Origin of the sequence: Kineosporia sp. A_224 (assembly GCF_002198655.1) — a bacterium.
Taxonomy (GTDB): Bacteria; Actinomycetota; Actinomycetes; order Actinomycetales; family Kineosporiaceae; genus R-H-3.
The window spans coordinates 43612-61809 of record NZ_MWLN01000231.1 but is presented as its reverse complement, the minus strand read 5'-3'; the positions used below and the strand labels follow the sequence as shown (position 1 = coordinate 61809).

Sequence of the window (18198 nt, the reverse complement as noted above, 5' to 3'; positions counted from 1 at the left end):
TGACGGACGCGCCTCGTCAAGGGAACCGTATCCCCGGCCACCTGCGCGGACATCCTGCGGCGGACCCCTTGAAACCTCGCCTCCGGCAGCCTATCGTTCGGGCCCTAACGATCTGGGCCCCGCCGTGACGGCGGGTCCGCCCGCCCATCGAGACCCTGGAGACCCCGTGGTCCAGCCCTCCGAGGCGCCCCCCGCCGGCACCGCCGGCGCCGACGGCACCCACCAGCTCCGCCGAGGCTCGCTCGGCGTCTTCGGCATCGCGTTCTTCGTCGTCTCGGCGGCCGCGCCGCTGACCGCCATGGCCGGCGGTGCGCCCACGGCGATCGCGTTCTCGAACGGTGCGGGCGTGCCCGCGGCGTACGTGCTCGTCGTCCTCATGCTCCTGGTGTTCTCGGTCGGCTACACCGCGATGGCGCGCCATCACACGAGCACCGGGGCGTTCTACTCCTACATCTCCCGCGGGCTGCGCCAGCAGGCCGGCGGCGCCGCGGCCTTCCTCGCGCTGCTCGGCTACAACGCGATGCAGATCGGCCTCTACGGGCTCTTCGGCGTCGCCATGAGCGGCTTCCTCGCCGACCCGGTCGGGGTCGAGGTCCCCTGGTGGGTCTGCTCCTTCGCCGCGCTCGCCCTCATCGCGGTGCTCGGCTACCGGCAGGTCGACCTGTCGCTCAAGGTGCTCTCGGTGCTCGTCGTCGCCGAGTTCGTCGTCGTCCTCGTGCTCGACGCCGCGATCCTCGCGAAGGGCGGCACGATGGCGACCGGCGCGCCGATCTCGGCCTCGCCGTTCGGCTGGGACGCCCTGACCGGCCTCGGCGGCGGCGCCCTGGCGCTCGCCGTGCTCTTCAACTCGGCCGCGTTCGTCGGCTTCGAGGCGACGACGATCTACAGCGAGGAGGCCCGCGACCCGAAGCGGACCGTCCCGCGCGCGACGTACGTCGCCGTCCTGACGATCGGCGTCTTCTACGTCTTCACGACCTGGCTCATGGTCAACGCGGGCGGGCTCGACGGCGTCCAGAAGTTCATCTCCGACCTCGGCCCGGACCCGACCGTCATGCTCTTCGCGATCGGCGACGCGTACGTCGGCACCGGCTTCGTCCAGGTCATGAGCCTGCTCTTCGCGACGAGCGTCTTCGCCGCGCTGCTCGCCTTCCACAACGCCGTCGCGCGTTACCTCTTCGCGCTGGGGCGCGAAGGCCTGCTCCCGGACACCCTCGGCCGCACGCACGCCGTCCACCTCAGCCCGCACGCCGGGTCGGTGAGCCAGAGCGCGCTCGCGGCCGTCGTCGTCGCCGTCTTCGTCGTCACCGACCGGGACCCGGTCACCCAGCTCTTCGTCTGGCTGACGAACCTCGGCACGCTCGCGGTCCTCGTGCTCATGGCGATGGCGTCGTTCGCGGTCGTCGCCTTCTTCCGCCGGCACCCGGACCTCGACGCGAACCTCGGCCGCACGCTCGTCGCCCCGCTCGTGGCCGGCGTGGCGCTCGTCGCGGCGGTCGTCTTCGCCTACATCAGCTTCGACGACCTCATCGGGCCGCAGGGCTGGCTCACGTGGGGCCTGCCGCTGCTCGTGCCGGTGGCCGCGGTGCTCGGTGTCGTCGCGGCGGGTGTGCTGCGCGGCCGCGACCCGCAGCGGTACGCGGAGATGGGCCGGCACCGCGACATCTGACGGGACATCTGACCGGCAGACTACGAGTACAGACGGGACGGACGGCGATGAGCCAGACCCAGGACGGTGCGGCGATGCAGGGCTTCTTCTACCCCCGGACGGCGAGCGGGCGCTCGAGCCTGCTGCCCACCCCGCCGTGGTTCTACTCCGGCGACCTCCTCACGGTCGAGTACCGGACCGACCCGGAGCGGGTCGCGGCCCTGCTGCCCGAGCCGCTCTCGCCGGCCGCGGAGGACCCGGGCGCGGTCGCGCTCATCTGGGCGGACTGGCAGTCCTGCGGGGCGGACCGGGCCGAGCTGCTCGACCCGGTCCGCTCGCAGTACAAAGAGGCGTTCGTGGTGATCCGGTGCTCGTTCGAGGGCCGGACGTACTCGCGGTGCGCGTTCATCTGGGTCGACAAGGACTTCGCGATGCTCCGCGGGATCCACCAGGGCTACCCGAAGAAGCTCGGCTCGATCCACATGACCCGCTCGCACCCGCTCACCGAGGGCGCTCCGGCGCTCGCCGCCGGCGGCCGGTTCGGCGCGACCCTCGCGGCCGCCGACCGGCGCCTCGCGCAGGCCGTCATCACGCTGCGCGAACCGAGCAGCAGCAACGGTTTCGTCAACGGGCACCCGATGGCGCACCACCGCTGGCTGCCGTCGATCGACGGTGTCGGGGACGCCCACGTCGAGCTCATCGAGTCCGGCGGCGCGTCGGCCTCGATCGGCGCGACGTTCGCGGCGGACGTCGACGAGCTGAGCCTGTTCGAGTCCCCGACCGAGGAGCTCGCGGCGCTGCCGGTCCGCGAGGTCATCGGCGGCTACTACCGCCAGATCGGCGTGGTCTGGAACGGCGGTCGCACCCTCTGGCAGGGCTGAGGTGAGCGCTGCCGAGGGGAGCGTCGACGGCAGGCCGGCGGGCGGCGTCCGCTGGGTTCTCGTCCTCTCCGAGAACTGGACGATGCACTCCGGCGGCACGCCGGCGGACCTGCGGACGATGGTCCGCTGGGCGCAGGAGGCCGAGGACGCCGGCATCGACGCCGTCATGGTGAGCGAGCACGTCGTCCTCGGGCCGGCGGCCGGTGCCGCGGGCCGGATGGCGAACCCGCGCGACTACGCGATGCCCGGCAACCAGGACCCGGACATGCCGTGGCCGTCGTCCCTGCTCATGCTCTCGGCGATGGCGGCGGTCACCGAGCGGGTCCGGCTCGCGGCGTGCGCGGTCATCTCGCCGCTGCGGCACCCGCTGCTCCTCGCCAAGGACTTCGCGACCCTCGACGCGCTGTCGGGCGGGCGGCTCGTCGTCCAGCCGACGGTGTCGTGGCACGAGGAGGAGTACGCGGCGCTCGGGGTGCCGTTCCGCGAGCGCGGCGCCCGGCTCGACGAGCAGCTCGAGGTCTGGGACGCCGCGTGGCGGGCCGCCGCGACGGGCGCGCCCCTGCGCCACGAGGGCCGGTTCTGGAGCTTCGACGACGTCTGGGTGTCACCCGGCCCGGCGCGGCCGCAGGGGCCCGCGATGTGGTTCGGCGGGCAGGCGACGCACCCGGCCCTGCTGCGCCGGCTCGCCCGCTACGGCTCCGGCTGGCACCCGCTCGGCCGGCCGTCCGCCGAGGACCGGGCGGCCCTCGCCGGGGTGCTCGCGCCGACCGGCCGGACGCCGTCCGACCTCGAGCTCGTCGGCGGCGTGCGGACGACGTTCCCGGCCGACGACGCGTGCGGCAGCCTGCCCGAGGCCCTCGAGGCCGTGCCCGGCCTGGTCGCCGACGGCTTCACGACGCTGTGCGTCAAGCCGGGCCAGTACACCGACGACGCGGCCGGCATGGGCGCGTTCTGCCGCGAGCTCGTGCGGCGCAGCGAGGCGCTCCTCGCCTAGCGGGTCGCCACGGACGACGACGGCGCCGCCGGACCCAGGGGTCCGGCGGCGCCGTCGTGCGTGCGGGTGGTCAGAGCTTCTGCGGCCCCTGGTCGGCAGGGTTGAGGTCGTCCCACTCGTGACCGCTCGGCTCGACGCCGGGCGACACGAAGGCGAGCACGAGGCTGATGACGAACACCACGAGCGTCGTCCAGACGACGTAGATCGTCGGCGTCGGCACGTTGTAGATCGCACCGAAGATCGCCGCACCCGTGACGAGGATGCTCACGAAGACCGCGAGGTAGACCTTCCACGGCTGCGCGTGGTCGGCCAGGCCGCGGACGGCCCCGACCGACAGCACGAGGTAGATCACCGCGAGCGAGAAGCCGCCGAGCGCCGCCATCCAGGAGAAGACCGACACGTAGTGCGGCAGCCCCAGCGGCGCCCCGTCCGGCCCGGTGAGCTCGACGAAGCCCGGCACCCAGAGGGTGACGGCGGTCGTGAGCAGGAAGGCGCCGAGGACGACGATCGTCGCGTTGAGCGGCGTGCTCCGCGGCGAGACGTTCGCCAGCGCCGACGGCAGGCGCCGGTCACGGGCGAGGGCGAACAGGCCGCGGGACGCCGCGACGGCGCAGCCGATGAGGACGGCGAGCATGTCGAGGACGACGACCAGCTCGAGGAGCCGCCGGACGGCCGTCGAGCCGAAGCCGCCGTCGTCGGCGCTGCTCGCGAGCGCGAACAGCGGGCCGCCGGCCGCGTCGCCCATCGCGCCGAGGTCGAACTTGAAGCCGGCGACCTGCGCGTAGGTGGCGATGAAGTAGAAGCCGGCGACGAGCAGCACGCTGATGAGCACGGCCCGCGGGATGTCGCGCTTGGGGTGCTCGGTCTCCTCACCGAGGTTCGCGGAGGTCTCGAACCCGGTGAAGAGGAGCACGCCGTAGAGGACGCCGAAGAGGACGCCGGAGAAGCCGGTCTCGGACGACGACGGGCTGAGCGCGCGACCGAGGTCGTTGTCGCCGCCGACCTTGACGATGACGTAGAGCGAGAAGAGGAGGACGGTCGCGACCGACAGCAGCGCCAGGACGAGCTGGGCCCGGGTCGAGAACGCCACCCCGAAGTAGAGGATGGCGCCGACGAGGCCGATCACGACGAGGTCCCACACGCCCTCGGGCAGGACAGCGCTGCCGAACTCGCCGGCCAGGGTGTCGTGGATCGTGCCGCCGATCATCACGGCCAGGCCGGAGCCCAGGGCCAGGATGCCGACGTAGTAGAGCAGACCGAAGGTGCCGCCGAACCGGCTGCCGAGACCGTCGCTGATGTAGTCGTACAGCGAGCCCGCGGCGGAGATGCGGCGGGCGTACTCGGAGATGATCCAGCCGAGCGCCAGGACACCGATCGAGGCGAGGACGACGGCCAGCGGTGCGGCGTCGCCGGCGCCCCGGCCGCTGGCCGAGGTCAGGCCGACCAGGAGCGGTACGAGGAAGGCGATGGAGAACACAGGCCCCACGAAGCCGATCGACTGCGCGACCGCGTCGAGGAGGCTGAGCTTCTGACCGCCCCCGAGCCGGGGTGCGTCGTCGGTGTCGTACTGAGACACGCTCGTTGTCCTTCCCTGGAAAACACGTATGGCCCCCATGCAGCGCGCCGACTCTAGGGGGACCAAGGTCACACGGACCAGGGGCTGGGACGGTTTGCGTCCGTAAATTTACGCTACGCCCCGTTTGTGCCCGGGATTCGGCTGGAAGAATGACGCCGGTGACATCGTCCGTCGGCGTCGTCCTGGCCCGCCTCCCGCTGTTCTCCCAGGTCAGCGCCGATCTCCTCGCCGTGCTCGCGGCCGCGGCCGCGCCGGTCGCGCTCGGTCGCGGCGAGGTGCTCTTCCACCGCGGCGAGGAGTGCACCGGCTTCTTCGTCGTCCTGCGCGGCCAGGTCAAGCTCGCCGTCACCTCCGCCGAGGGCAACGAGAAGGTCCTGGAGATCGTCGGTGCCGGCGAGACCTTCGCCGAGGGCGTCATGTTCGCCGACCGGCCCTACCCGGTGACCGCCACCGCCCTCGTCGCGGCCGACCTGCTGTCGGTGCCCCGGCGGACGGTCCTCGACCTCATCGACGCCGAGCCCACCTTCGCCCGGCGGATGCTCGCCGGGATGTCCGTCCGGCTGCACACGATGGTCGCCGACGTCAGCGCGATGGCCCTGCACTCCGGCACCCAGCGGGTCATCGCCTTCCTGCTCGCCGAGGCCGCGCCGGACGACGCGACGCTGCGCGCGGGCGGGGCGGCCGTCGTCCGGCTGCCGGCAGGGAAGGCGGTGCTCGCCTCCCGGCTCAGCCTGACCCCGGAGACGTTCTCCCGGGTCCTCCGGTCGCTCGTCGAGCAGGGTCTCGCGGAGGTCGACGGGCGGCACGTCACGCTGCCGGACCTCGCCCGGCTCGCGGCCTGGTCCGGCGCCTGAGCCAGGACCTCGGTCCCGCCGGCGCCGGCCGCGGGGGCGGACGGACGGCGTCCTCGCGCCGCCCTTGACCTGGGTCAAGGAACGCCCCGCGGCGGCTGCCTAGCGTCCGGTCCATGCCCGCGCCGGGCACTGCTCCGTGTGCCCGGCCACGACGCGTGCCCGTGCGGCACCACCGACCGGAAGGCCCCGACGTGTTCTGCTTCCAGTGCGAACAGACCGACCGCTCGCTCCCGCTCCTCGGCTGCCAGGTGGACCACGGCACCTGCGGCAAGGACGAGACGACCGCCGACCTGCAGGACCTGCTCGTCCACGTCCTGAAGGGCGTCTGCCAGTACGGCACCCGTGCCCGCGCTCTCGGTGCCGGCGACGACGCGGCGGCCGACTTCGTGCTGTACGCCGTGTTCACCACGCTGACGAACGTGAACTTCACCGCGACCCGCTTCGTCCAGCTCGTCACCGAGGCGGCCAAGGTCCGCGACCGGGTCCGCGCCGGCTACGAGGCGGCCGCGGCCGCCGCCGGCGTCGAGGCCGAGCAGCTCGACGGCCCCGCCGCCTTCGTCCCGGAGCGGACCACGGACGCGATGCTGCTGCAGGCGGCCGAGGTCGGTGTCCGGGCCGGCGTCGAGACCGTCGGCGAGGACGTCGTCGGCCTGCGGGCCCTCGTCCTCTACGGGCTCAAGGGCGTCTGCGCGTACGCGCACCACGCCGCGGTGCTCGGCCAGACCGACCCCGTCGTCTTCGCCGCCGTCGAGTCGGCGATGGACTTCCTCGCCTCCGACCCGACCGACGTCCCCGCGCTGCTGGAGCGCTCGCTCGAGCTCGGCCGGGTCAACCTGCGCGTCATGGAGCTGCTCGACGCCGGCAACACCGGCACGTTCGGCACCCCGGAGCCGACCGCCGTGGCGACCGTGCCGCGCCCCGGCAAGGCGATCCTCGTCTCCGGCCACGACCTGCGCGACCTCGCCGCGATCCTCGAGCAGACCAAGGACCTCGGGATCGACGTCTACACCCACGGCGAGCTGCTGCCGGCGCACGGCTACCCGCTGCTCAAGGCGTACCCGCACCTCGCGGGCAACTACGGCGGCGCGTGGCAGGACCAGCAGACCGACTTCGCCCGGTTCCCGGGCGCGATCGTCATGACGAGCAACTGCATCATCGAGCCGCAGCCGGCCTACCGGTCGCGGATCTTCACCACCGGTCCGGTCGGCTGGCCCGGGGTGCGGCACATCGGCCCGGTGGCTGGCTCCTCCGCGCCGGTGGGGCAGCACAGCGAGCCCACCGACTTCCGGCTGGCGATCAAGGCGGCGCAGGCGCTGCCCGGGTTCACCGAGGCGGACGCCGCGGCGCAGGGGCCGACGCTCACCGTCGGCTTCGGCCGGGGTGCGGTGCTCGGGGCGGCGGACACCGTCGTCCAGGCGGTCAAGGACGGTGCCATCAAGCACTTCTTCCTCGTCGGCGGGTGCGACGGCGCGGCGCCGGGGCGCAACTACTACACCGACTTCACCACCGCGACGCCGTCCGACACCGTCGTCATGACGCTGGGCTGCGCGAAGTTCCGGTTCAACGACCACGACTTCGGCACCGTCCCCGGCGTCGACGGTCTGCCGCGGCTGCTCGACGTCGGCCAGTGCAACGACTCGTACTCGGCGATCCAGGTCGCGGTCGCGCTCGCCGGCGCGTTCGGCTGCGAGGTCAACGACCTGCCGCTGTCGCTCGTGCTGTCGTGGTTCGAGCAGAAGGCCGCGGCCGTCCTGCTCACGCTGCTGGCGTTGGGCATCCGTGACATCAAGCTCGGCCCGACGCTGCCGGCGTTCCTCACCCCGGCGCTCGTCGGCGTCCTCGTCGAGCAGTTCGGCATCGCGCCGGTCGGCGACCCCGCGGCGGACCTCGCGGAGTGCCTCGCGTGACGTCGCCGATCCTGACGGACGGCGCATCCTGCCCGGATGCGTCGTCCGGCCTCCCGGTGGTGCTCACCACGAGGGACGGCATCCGGTTCGACGTCCGGTGCGCTCCCGGCGAGGACGTGCTGAGCGCTGCCGCCCGCGCCGGGTACGTGCTGCCGTCCATGTGCCAGAAGGGGTCCTGCGGTGCGTGCTACGCGACGGTCGAGGGCGCGCACGAGCTCGGCGAGCACAGCCCGCAGGCGCTCCCGGAGAAGGACCGGGCGGCCGGCGCGTCGTTGCTGTGCTGCACGTACCCGACGGAGCCGCTGCAGGTGTCGCTGCCCTTCGACGGCAACCGGGTGATCCACGGCTCGGTGCCCGAGCGCCGGGCGCAGGTGCTGGCGGTCGACGCGGTGAGCCCGGACGGCCTCACCGTCCGGGTCCGGCTCGCCCTCGAGCCGGACGAGGTGAGCGGCGCCGCCGTCGAGTTCGAGTCCGGCCAGTTCGTCGAGGTGTCCCTGCCGGGCCAGGAGCTGCGCCGGGCCTACTCGCTCGCCAACGTCGCCAACTGGGACGGCGAGGCCGAGCTGCTCGTCCGGCTGCAGCCCGGCGGCTGGTTCAGCGGGATCCTGGCCGGCTGGCTGTCCGACGGGTTCGAGGACGCGCAGGTCGTCGTGCGCGGTCCGATGGGCGCGTTCGGGCTGCACGAGAACGGCGTCCGGCCGCGGTGGTTCGTGGCGGGCGGCACCGGGCTCGCGCCGCTGGCGTCGATGGTGCGCCGGATGTCGGAGTGGGGCGACCCGCAGCCGGTCCGGATCTACCTCGGGGTCAACGCGCAGCCGGAGCTGCCGGACCTCGACCTGCTCCCGGAGCTCGCGGAGGCCTTCGACACTCTCCCGGACGCCGCCCTGGTCCCGTGCGTGTGGCACCCGGACGGCGCGTGGGACGGCATGGTCGGCACCCCTGCCGACGCCCTGGAGAAGGACCTCGCCGAGCTGGCGGCCGCGTCCGGCGGCGGACCGGTCGACTGGCCCGACCTGTACGTCTGCGGCCCTCCGGCGCTCGTGGACGCGGCGAGCCGGACGGCCGTCGACGCCGGCGTGCCCGCTGACCAGGTGCACTCGGAGCGCTGCCTGCCCTCCTGAGGGGCCGCTGCGCTCAGGGCCGTGCCTGCAGCCGGCGCAGCACCTCGGCGATCTCCCGCGCCGTCCGCTCGTCGGGGACGTACGCGGAGAAGACCGTGTCGTAGGAGTCGCCCTCGACGAGGTGCACGAGGTGCGGCACGTGCATGGCGAGCGCCCGGAGGGCGAGCGTCTGCGCCTCGTGCCCGGCCTCGACCCCGAGCACGGCGGCGAGGTCGTCGCTGTAGAGGGACCACTGCTCGCCGGGCTCGTCGGGGGCGAACACCTCGACGGTCGCCCGGCCGGGCTGCCGGACCGGCTCCTCGCGGACCGGCCGGCCGGCCGGCGCGGGCACCGGTTCGGGCCGGTCCTCGGCCGGCCCGAGCGACCGGAGCACCTCGTCGAGCGCGACGACCTCGTCCGGGCCGGGCCGGGGCACGACGAGCGGGACGTCGTCCCAGGTCCACCGGACGAAGCCGCCGCGGTCCAGGCACTGGACGAGGCGGGTCGTGCCGTCGCGCGTGCGCTGCACCGTGACGGTGCCGCGCCGGGTGAGGAGCCGGGCCACGAGGGTGCCGCCGGCATCGTCCGCCGTGACGAGCCGGACGTCGTCCGAGCCGTCGAGACCCTTGCCGAACCAGCCGAGCGCACTGTGGTCGACGCCCCGCCGCAGCCAGGCCTCCGCGGGGCAGCTCACCCAGCGGCCCCGGACCGCGGCCTCGACGCGGGCGGGCCCGACCGGTCCGAGCAGGCCCTGGAGCAGCCGGGTGCCGCGCACCCGGGCCACGGCGCCGTCGACGAGCACCGCGGCGTCCAGGTGCCCGGCCTCGATCCACTGCATCCCGGGCCGGACCCCGCCCACGACCCGCTCGCCGGCCGTCGTGAGCGCCCAGAGCGTCCACACCGGGCTCGCCGCCCAGGTCCCGTACGCGGCGCGCAGCAGCGCGGCCGGGTCGGGGACGGTCGCGGGGGGCGTCACGGAACGGACGGTAGCGATCAGAGCGGCCGGGCGGCCACCCGGTCGAGGAACGCGTCGACGAGCGCCTTCGTCCGCAGCCGGGCGGCGTCCTCGCCGTCCTTCGTCGCCTGCCGGTGCGCCTCGACGTCCATCCCGAGCCCGGTGATGACCGCGGCGCCGCCGGTCTCGAGCCAGCGGTCGAAGACGTCGAGCGTCACCTCGGGGTGGAACTGCAGGGCCAGGGTGCGGCCCATCGTCCAGGCCTGCGAGCAGTGCGCGTTCGCGGCGACCTCGAGAGCACCCGGCGGCAGCACCATGGCGTCCTGGTGGAACTGGAACCACGGCCCGGTCGGGACCAGCTCCGGGTCCGCCGTGACGACGTCCGTCCAGCCGATCTCCCAGCCGGGCGCCCGGGTCACGCCGCCGCCGAGGGCGACCGACAGGGCCTGCCCGCCGAAGCAGATGCCGAGCACCGGCACACCCGTGGCGTGCGCCGTCCGCAGCATCTCCAGCTCGGGCACGAGCCAGGAGCCGATCGCCGCGTGGTCGTCCGCCGACCACGGCGCCCCCATCGGGACGACGAGGTCCCACTCCCGGGGGTCGGGGAAGTCGTGGTAGACGCCGGGGGAGTGGAACCGCTCCTCGGGGACGACGAGACGCCGCTCGAGCGCGTACCCGCGGGCCTCGAGCGCCTCGCCGACGAGGCCGGGGCTCGTGTACGGGTCGTGCTCGACGAGCAGCGCCCGCTTCTGCGGGCCCGGCGTCACGAGCCCTGCACCTGCACCCAGAACTCCTTGAAGCCGTTGACGAAGTTGCTCCGCACCCGCTTCGGCGGCTCGAGCTCCTTGGCGGAGTCGACCCGGCGCAGGATCTCCTCGAACATGATCCGGATCTCCATGCGCGCGAGCTGGTTGCCCAGGCACAGGTGCGGGCCGCCCTTGCCGAAGGCCATGTGCTCGCGGGCGTCACGCTCGACGTCGAAGCGGTACGGGTCGGCGAAGACGCTCTCGTCGCGGTTGCCGGACGCCCACCACATGACGACCTTGTCGCCGGCCGCGATCGTCCGGCCGTGCAGCTCGACGTCCTTGGTCGCCGTCCGCCGGAAGTGGTAGACGGGCGAGGCCCAGCGCAGGAACTCCTCGACGGCCTTCGGCAGCAGCTCGGGCCGCTCCTTGAGCGTCGCGAACGCCTCCGGGTGGTCGATGAGCGCCTTCATCGAGTGCGTGATCGTGTGCCGGGTCGTCTCGTTGCCGGCGACGACGAGCAGCAGGAAGTAGTTGTGGAAGTCCCGCTCCGACAGGGGGATCCCGTCGTCCGGCACCCGGTTGACGAGCTTGGAGACGAGGTCCTCGCCCTCACCGCCGCGGCGCTGCCGGGCGAGCTCGTCGCCGTACGCGAAGACCTCGAGCGCCGCCGGCGAGCGGAACGGCAGGTTGCGGTACTGCTCGCTCTCCGGGGAGTCGAGCAGGACGTCGGCCTCGTCGGGGTCGGTGTTGCCGACCATCCGGTTGCCCCAGCGGATGAGCTGCCACGCGTGGTCGTCCGGGACGCCGAGCAGCCGGACGAGCACCCGGATCGGGAAGTCGGCGCTGACCTCCTTGACGAAGTCGATCCCGCCCTCGGCCTTCGCCTTGCCCAGGGCCGCGTCGAGGGTCGTCGCGGTGAGCCCGCGCAGGAACGTCTCGTACGGCGCGAGCGCGCGGGCCGAGAAGTCGCGCTGGAGCAGGCGGCGCAGGGCGAAGTGCCGGGCACCGTCGGTCTCGAGCATCGACTTGCGGATCTCGAGCTGGTCGGTGTCGAGCTCCTCGAGGTTCACCGCGGCGACCTCGGAGGAGAACGTCTCCTCGTCCCGGGACACGTTGACGATGTCCGCGTGCCGGGTGATCGACCAGAACCCCTTGTTGCCGCCCTGCTCGGGGTTGAAGTGCACCGGCTCGTCGCGCCGCAGGGAGTCGAACGCCGCCCACGGCGTGGTCTGCGCGAAGAGGTCGAGGTCGGACAGGTCGGTGGCTGCGGCGGCGCCGGACGGCGCGACGGGCGTCGTGGTCATGTCTGCTCCCGGTGTGAAGGCACGGCTTCTACAGGTGGTACGCGTACTCGGTGAACTCCCAGTCGGTGACGTGCCGCTCGAAGCGCTCGACCTCGTTGCGCTTGTACGTCACGAAGGACGTGCAGAACTCCTCGCCGAGCACCTCCTGCAGGGCGGTGTCGGCCTCGAACGCGGCGAGCGCGTCGGGCAGCCGCTGCGGGAGCATCTCGGCGGTCTCCGGGTCGTAGCCGTAGCCCTCGAGCGCCGCGGGCGGGGTGAGCCCGTCCCGGATGCCGAGGTAGGCGGCCGCGAGGGTGCCCGCGATCGCGAGGTAGGGGTTCGCGGTGGCGTCCCCGAGGCGCACCTCCATCCGGGAGCCGCCGCCGCGCTCCGGCGGGATCCGGACCATCGCGCTGCGGTTGTCCAGGCCCCAGTCGACGAGCCACGGCGCGAGCGTGTCCGGCCCGAACCGCTTGTAGGAGTTGATCGTCGGGTTCATGAGGGCGGTGAGCGCCTTGGCGTGGGCGAGGACGCCGGCGATCGCCGACAGACCCAGCGTGGAGAGCCCGTGCTCGCCGTCCGTGTCGCCGAAGACGTTCGTGCCGTCCGCGTCGACGAACGACACGTGCAGGTGGAAGCCCGAGCCGCCCTCGTCGTTGAACGGCTTGGCCATGAACGTCGCGAGCAGCCCGTCGAGGCGGGCGATCTCCTGGATCCCGGACTTGAGCCGGAACGACCGGTCGGCGGCGTCGAGCGCGGCGGAGTGGTCGAGGTTGATCTCGAACTGGCCGCCGCAGAACTCGTGGTTCCCCGCCGTCACCCGCAGGCCGGCGTCCCGCAGCAGCCGCAGCGTCCTGATGAGGTGGCGGCGCGGGTCGCCCTTGGAGCCGACGACGTAGACGTTGCCGGGAGCGTCCGCGTAGCGCTTCCAGCCCCGCTCGGAGGTGTCCGGCTCGAGCAGGTAGTACTCGAGCTCCGGCCCGACGACGCCGCGGACGCCGTGCTCGGCGAGCAGCCGCTCGACCCGGGCGAGGACCGCGCGGGGGCTCTCGCTGTGCGGCTGCCCGTCGGGCCCGCGGACGTCGCCGATGGCCCAGGCCGCGCCCGCCTCCCACGGCATCGCCGACAGCGTCGAGAGGTCGGGGCGGACGCTGACGTCGGGCAGGCCGGCGTCGAGGCCGCCCGCGACCGGGACGACGTCGCCCTGGGGGCTCGTGTGGAAGACCGCCCGGCAGAAGGCCAGCCCGTGGCCCATCGCCGTCGGCAGCTCGTCGACGAGGACGTCGCGCCCCCGGTCGACGCCGATCATGTCCGAGTAGGAGATGCGGACGACGTCGACGCCCTGGGCGCGCAGGCCCTCGATCACGGCTGCGAGATCGTCGGGGCGGTCGCTCGGCTGGTCAGCCACGGTGCCTCCAGGAGTTGTTTGGGTCCGAACAATACGTCGCCGGGACCGGCCCGACAAGAGTCCCGTGATCCGCGGGGTCCGCACCAGGGGAGGTCCCGGCAGGTCTTGACCCGGCCTCGGGCGACACATATCGTTCGGGACCAAATGAACGTGTCGGTCCGGCCCCTGCGGGCAGGACCCCCGGCCGGGCGGCACCATGGTGGCGGGCCGGCGCCGCGCCGAGCAGCACGGGACGGGAGAGCTCATGGGTGAGGTGGTCGGGGCCGGTCTGCTGGCCCACGTACCGACGATCATGCTGCCGGAGGCGACGCGCCGGGAGCTCAACCACGGCGAGGACTCGACGCTCGTCGCGGGTCTGGAGCGGCTGCGCACCGACGTCTTCGACACCCTCGACTACGACACGGTGGTCGTCCTCGACTCGCACTGGGCCACGACGGTCGAGTACGTCGTCACCGCCCAGGACCGCCGGGCCGGGCTGTTCACCTCCGAGGAGCTGCCCCGGGGGATGTGCCGGATCCCGTACGACTTCCCCGGCGACCCCGAGCTCGCCGCGGCCATCGCGGAGCGGGCCGGGCCGAACGGCACGTGGATCACCCCCATCGACGACCAGTACCTGCCGATCTTCTACGCGACGGTCAACCTCTGGCACTTCCTCGGCAGGGGCCTGCCCGACAAGCGCTGGATCTCCCTGAGCGTCTGCCAGACGGCCACCACCGAGGACAACCTGCGCGTCGGGCGGGCGATCGGCGAGGCCGTCGCGGCCTCGGACCGCAAGGTCCTGCTCCTCGCCTCCGGTGCCATGAGCCACACGTTCTGGCCGCTCCAGGTCATCCGCGACCACGAGGCCGCCGGCGTCGAGCACATCTTCACGCCGGAGGCCTACGCCGCGGACGTCGAGCGGATGGACTGGTTCGCCGCGGGCGACCACGCACGGGTGCTCGACACGATGCCGGACTTCCTCCGCCACAGGCCGGAGGCCCGGTTCGCGCACTACCTCATGATGATCGGCGCCCTCGGCGAGGGCCGCTGCGCGGCGCCCGGCCGGCGCTTCAGCGAGTACGAGAACTCGGTCGGCACCGGCCAGGTGCACATCTGGTTCGACCGGCCCGCGGCCGGCTGGACCGCCCGGTCCGCTGCGCCGACCGGCTGAACGTCCCACGTCACACCGTCCCTGATCCACCGGCGCCGCCGCGCCGGGTAGATTCCGCCGGTCACCAGATCCGGCCTCCCCGAGGAGAACGCAGTGAAGATCGTCGTCGACATGGACCTGTGCGCCGACCACGGCCAGTGCGTCTACGCCGCCCCCGACGTGTTCCAGCTGGACGACAACGGCAAGCTCGTCTACAAGACCGAGGCCGACGAGTCGCAGCGGGACCTCGTCGAGGAGGCCGCCGACGTCTGCCCCATGCAAGCCATCTCGATCGAGGACTGAGCCGTGACCGGGGCGCCTGCACAGCGCGTCGTCGTCGCCGGGGCCTCGCTCGGCGGGCTGCGCGCGGCCGAGGGGCTGCGGGCGGCCGGCTTCACCGGCGAGGTCGTCGTCGTCGGCGACGAGCCGCACATGCCGTACAACCGGCCGCCGCTGAGCAAGGAGGCGCTCGCCGGGGACCTCGCGTTCTCCGCCCTGGAGTTCCGCCGGCGCAAGAGCGTGGACGACGTGACCTGGCGCCTCGGGTCCGCCGTCGCCGAGGCGAGCCTCGGCACCCGCGAGGTCGTCCTCACCGACGGCTCGGTGCTGCCCTTCGACGGCCTCGTCGTCGCGACCGGGCTGCGCGTGCGGCGGCTCACCCTGCCCGCGCCCGAGGGCGGCCGCTACGCCGTGCGCACCCTCGAGGACGCCGTCGCGCTGCGCGCCGACCTTCGGCCCGGGGCCAGGGTCGTCGTCATCGGTGCCGGGTTCATCGGCTGCGAGGTCGCCGCGACCGCGGTCGGTCTGGGCTGCGAGGTCGACGTCGTCGCCCCCGAGGACGTGCCCATGCAGCGCCCGCTCGGGCCCGAGGTCGGCGCCGCCATGCGGCGCCGCCACGAGGCGCACGGCGTCCGGATGCACCTGGGCCGGCTGCCCGCGGTCGTCGAGGCACGTTCGACCGGTGCGGACGCCGACCCGGGCCGGGTCGGTGCGGTCGTCCTGGACGACGGCACCCGGCTGCCCGCCGACGTCGTCGTCGAGGCGCTCGGCTGCGTCCCCAACACCGAGTGGCTCGCGGCGACCGGGCTCGACATCGCGGACGGCGTCCGCACCGACGGCTGGATGCGCGCCCTCGACCTCGAGGGCCGGCCGCGCCCCGACGTCGTCGCCGTCGGGGACGTCGCCCGCTTCCCCAACGCGCTCTTCGACGACGTGCCCCGCCGCGTCGAGCACTGGAGCATACCGACCGACACCGCGAAGCGGGCGGCTCCCGCGCTCGTCGCCGGGCTCGCCGGCGCCGACCCGGACCCGGCCCCGTTCGCGCCGATGCCGTCGTTCTGGAGCGACCAGTACGGCGCCCGGATCCAGTCGTTCGGGTCGCTCGGCGTCGCCGACACCGTGCGGGTCCTCGAGGGCGACCTCGACGGCGAGTTCGTCGCCGGCTACGAGCGTGGCGGCGACCTCGTCGGGGTCGTCGGGGTCGGGCTCATGCCGTCCCTCATGAAGCTGCGGGCCGAGATGATCACGGCGCTGCAGCCGCGCTGAGCGCCGTCCGCCCCTGACCGTCCCACGACGAAGGCCCGGTCCCTCGCGGGGGCCGGGCCTTCGTCGTGATGTTGTCCTGGGGTCAGCCGACCGGGGCGCAGACGTCCTTGAGGCTCGCGGCCTCGCCGGCCGGGACGTCCGTCGGGCTCGACGACGGCGTGGGTGTCTTCGTCGCGCCGGGGCTTGCGCTCGCGCTCGGCGTCACGGTCGGGGAGGCCTTGACCGGGGCCGTGATCGCCGCCTGGACCTTCTCCTGGATGTAGGGGAAGTCCGGGTCCGCCGTCGAGCCGAGCACCTTGTTCGTGAACGCCAGGCTGCTCACGCCGCCGGACTTCACCCGCAGGGCCAGATCGGCCCACGCACTGAGGCTGTCGAGCGGGATGCCTGTCTTGATGTTGCCCTTGGCGGCCTTGGCGATCCCCGGGAACGAGCGCAGGACGTCCATCGGGTCGGTCTGGTCGAGGACGTACCCGATGAGGCAGCGCTGCCGCGTCATCCGGCTGTAGTCGTCGGTGTTGAAGCGCGAGCGGGCGTACCACATGGCGTAGTAGCCGTCGAGGTGCTGGATCCCGGGCTTGAGGTACGCCTTCGGGTACTGGGTGACGTTCCCGTTGCCGTCGTGCGCGCCGCCGATGGCGAGCTTCTCGGTGACCGGCACCGTGACGCCGCCGACGGCGTCGACGAACTGCTGGAGGCCCTTCATGTCGACGATCGCGTACGTGTCGATCGTCAGGCCGAGGGTCTGCTCGACGCCCTGCTTGACGGCGGTGTAGCCGGCCGACCAGTCGGACTTCGCCTTCGAGTAGTACTGCGCGCGGTGCTCGACGCCGAACTGCCAGAGCGCGTTGAGCATGCAGGACTGGTCCGGGCAGCGGTACCCGCTCGGGTAGTCCGCCGCCTGCTGGGTCCCCGCCGGGAACGGCACGCCCTGGAGGTTGCGCGGCAGGCTGAACAGCACCGTGCGACCGGTCTTCGTGTCGATGCTCGCGACGATGACCGTGTCGGTCCGCACGCCCGTGCGGTCCGAGCCGGCGTCCGAGCCGAGCATGAGGACGTTGACCCGGGGGATGTCCGCCCACGGGTTCGCCTTCGCGACGTTCGGGTTCTTGCCCGTCGTGTCGTCCACGCCCGTGGCGAAGATCGACGAGACGGAGTCCTTGTAGATCCGGCTGTAGTCCGCGACCCGCGCCGCCGGGATGAGCACGAGGGCGACGATGGCGACGACGAGGCCGCTCGACATGACCCGCTGCGGGAGCGTGAGGTGCGCGTACCGGCGCAGCGAGGCGTGCGTCCCGAGGACGACGAGCGCCCACAGCAGCACGAGCACGAGGAGCACCGCGGCGGCGACGACGATCCGGCTCGGCGAGGCGGCGAAGTCGATGATGCCCTTCAGGCCCGCGATGTAGAGGGCCACGCCGAGGCCGGCCACGAGGAGCACGTTGAGCGCCAGGACGAGGCCGCCGAGCGCACGCCGCCCGGCCATGATGAGGCCGACGCCCGGGACGAAACTGCCGAGGACGGTCCACAGCACCACGCCGCCGAAGCCCTGGCCGTAGGTCGTCGCGTGACGACCCCGGGCCTCGCCGCCGTCCGTCATGAGATCACGGTAGGGGCCGGGCGCCGCAGCGCGCGTCGAGCGGGGGTCGCGACCGTTGCCGTGGGGCTGCTCGCCACCGGTGGACCGATGGGAGTGGGGCGCCACCTGGGTCACGCGCTCCTCCTCGACAGGTCGATCGTGGCTCGTAAGTCCGCCTGACGCCCCCGCGGCACTGGAGAGACTGCGGAGACATTCTCACATGGCATGACGCGTGAGCAGGTCGGTTCGTTGCGACCTCTGGGGGGCTCACAGGAAAGTGGGCGAATGACACGATTGTGATTTGTCGGTGTCCGGTTCGGGATGGTTCGGGGGTTGGTGGCTGCGATCTGGTGCGCGCGTCGGGCTTGCTCTGCCATCAGCAGCGAGCCGGGCGGTGAGCGTGTGCGCGAGCGTGGGGGTAAGTGGTCGCAGGAGCGACCGGGTGGGCGCACGCTCGAGATCACGCTCGAGCCCACGCTCGGGGGCTGTGCAAGAGCGTGGACTCGGTGGCGGGGGCAGGGCGGGGCGTCGGCAGGCTAGGTGGTGGGCGGGTCGAGGCGGCGTGCGTGCACGGGGAGGCGGCGGGATCCGTCGGGGCG

The 18198-nt window shown here is 73.1% G+C and carries 15 protein-coding genes; 9 read left to right on the top strand and 6 right to left on the bottom strand.

The window, feature by feature from the left end; translation table 11 throughout:
• Nucleotides 1-166: 166 nt before the first annotated feature.
• Genes EDJALFJO_RS31360 through EDJALFJO_RS31350 form a run of 3 tightly spaced genes read left to right on the top strand, consistent with a single transcriptional unit; the run spans nt 167 to nt 3520 of the window.
• Nucleotides 167-1666: an APC family permease gene (locus EDJALFJO_RS31360; RefSeq protein ID WP_198950823.1), complete on the top strand. Its 1500-nt coding sequence runs from the start codon at nt 167-169 to the stop codon at nt 1664-1666.
• A 47-nt stretch (nt 1667-1713) separates the two neighbouring features.
• Complete coding sequence (locus EDJALFJO_RS31355; RefSeq protein ID WP_198950822.1) at nt 1714-2526, top strand: acetoacetate decarboxylase family protein; 813 nt, start codon at nt 1714-1716, stop codon at nt 2524-2526.
• A gap of 1 nt (nt 2527) precedes the next feature.
• Entirely contained in the window at nt 2528-3520 is a 993-nt protein-coding gene (locus EDJALFJO_RS31350; RefSeq protein WP_198950821.1) for an LLM class flavin-dependent oxidoreductase, read from the top strand.
• 70 nt (nt 3521-3590) lie between these two features.
• Here EDJALFJO_RS31350 and EDJALFJO_RS31345 read toward each other — a convergent pair whose 3' ends face one another.
• Nucleotides 3591-5096 (bottom strand): APC family permease, encoded by a 1506-nt coding sequence (locus EDJALFJO_RS31345; protein WP_158220637.1) that lies wholly within the window; start codon nt 5094-5096, stop codon nt 3591-3593.
• A 158-nt stretch (nt 5097-5254) separates the two neighbouring features.
• On the opposite strand from EDJALFJO_RS31345, the gene EDJALFJO_RS31340 reads away from it, so the two are divergent.
• The 3 genes from EDJALFJO_RS31340 (at nt 5255) to EDJALFJO_RS31330 (ending at nt 8978) form a co-directional block, all read left to right on the top strand.
• Complete coding sequence (locus EDJALFJO_RS31340; protein ID WP_198950820.1) at nt 5255-5950, top strand: Crp/Fnr family transcriptional regulator; 696 nt, start codon at nt 5255-5257, stop codon at nt 5948-5950.
• A gap of 191 nt (nt 5951-6141) precedes the next feature.
• The gene (hcp, locus tag EDJALFJO_RS31335) at nt 6142-7857 is read left to right on the top strand and encodes a hydroxylamine reductase (RefSeq protein ID WP_088290563.1); all 1716 of its coding nucleotides are present in this window, start codon (nt 6142-6144) and stop codon (nt 7855-7857) included.
• A 56-nt stretch (nt 7858-7913) separates the two neighbouring features.
• Nucleotides 7914-8978, top strand: a complete 1065-nt coding sequence (locus tag EDJALFJO_RS31330; RefSeq protein WP_369812597.1) for a 2Fe-2S iron-sulfur cluster-binding protein — start codon at nt 7914-7916, stop codon at nt 8976-8978.
• A 13-nt stretch (nt 8979-8991) separates the two neighbouring features.
• Here EDJALFJO_RS31330 and EDJALFJO_RS31325 read toward each other — a convergent pair whose 3' ends face one another.
• The 4 genes from EDJALFJO_RS31325 to EDJALFJO_RS31310 are packed head-to-tail and all read right to left on the bottom strand — an operon-like array spanning nt 8992 to nt 13250.
• The gene (locus tag EDJALFJO_RS31325) at nt 8992-9933 is read right to left on the bottom strand and encodes a hypothetical protein (RefSeq protein ID WP_088290542.1); all 942 of its coding nucleotides are present in this window, start codon (nt 9931-9933) and stop codon (nt 8992-8994) included.
• A 17-nt stretch (nt 9934-9950) separates the two neighbouring features.
• Entirely contained in the window at nt 9951-10679 is a 729-nt protein-coding gene (locus EDJALFJO_RS31320; RefSeq protein ID WP_088290540.1) for a type 1 glutamine amidotransferase, read from the bottom strand.
• Nucleotides 10676-11962: a cytochrome P450 gene (locus EDJALFJO_RS31315; protein ID WP_088290538.1), complete on the bottom strand. Its 1287-nt coding sequence runs from the start codon at nt 11960-11962 to the stop codon at nt 10676-10678. Before EDJALFJO_RS31315 ends, EDJALFJO_RS31320 begins: the two co-directional genes overlap by 4 nt.
• Before the next feature lie 28 nt (nt 11963-11990).
• The gene (locus tag EDJALFJO_RS31310; protein WP_369812596.1) at nt 11991-13250 is read right to left on the bottom strand and encodes a glutamine synthetase family protein; all 1260 of its coding nucleotides are present in this window, start codon (nt 13248-13250) and stop codon (nt 11991-11993) included.
• A 343-nt stretch (nt 13251-13593) separates the two neighbouring features.
• On the opposite strand from EDJALFJO_RS31310, the gene EDJALFJO_RS31305 reads away from it, so the two are divergent.
• The 3 genes from EDJALFJO_RS31305 to EDJALFJO_RS31295 all read left to right on the top strand — a co-directional run bounded on the left by EDJALFJO_RS31305 (nt 13594) and on the right by EDJALFJO_RS31295 (nt 16023).
• On the top strand, nt 13594-14499 hold the full coding sequence (locus EDJALFJO_RS31305; RefSeq protein WP_088290562.1) for a catechol 1,2-dioxygenase: 906 nt from the start codon (nt 13594-13596) through the stop codon (nt 14497-14499).
• 93 nt (nt 14500-14592) lie between these two features.
• Nucleotides 14593-14781 carry a ferredoxin gene (locus tag EDJALFJO_RS31300; RefSeq protein ID WP_088290534.1) on the top strand — a complete coding sequence of 63 codons (189 nt, stop codon included), beginning with the start codon at nt 14593-14595 and terminating at the stop codon, nt 14779-14781.
• Between the two features lie 3 nt (nt 14782-14784).
• Complete coding sequence (locus EDJALFJO_RS31295; RefSeq protein WP_088290532.1) at nt 14785-16023, top strand: NAD(P)/FAD-dependent oxidoreductase; 1239 nt, start codon at nt 14785-14787, stop codon at nt 16021-16023.
• An 82-nt stretch (nt 16024-16105) separates the two neighbouring features.
• Here the strand turns inward: EDJALFJO_RS31295 and EDJALFJO_RS31290 are convergent, their stop codons facing one another.
• Nucleotides 16106-17620, bottom strand: coding sequence for an LCP family protein (locus tag EDJALFJO_RS31290; protein WP_088290530.1), 1515 nt, complete (start codon nt 17618-17620; stop codon nt 16106-16108).
• Nucleotides 17621-18198: the final 578 nt, after the last annotated feature.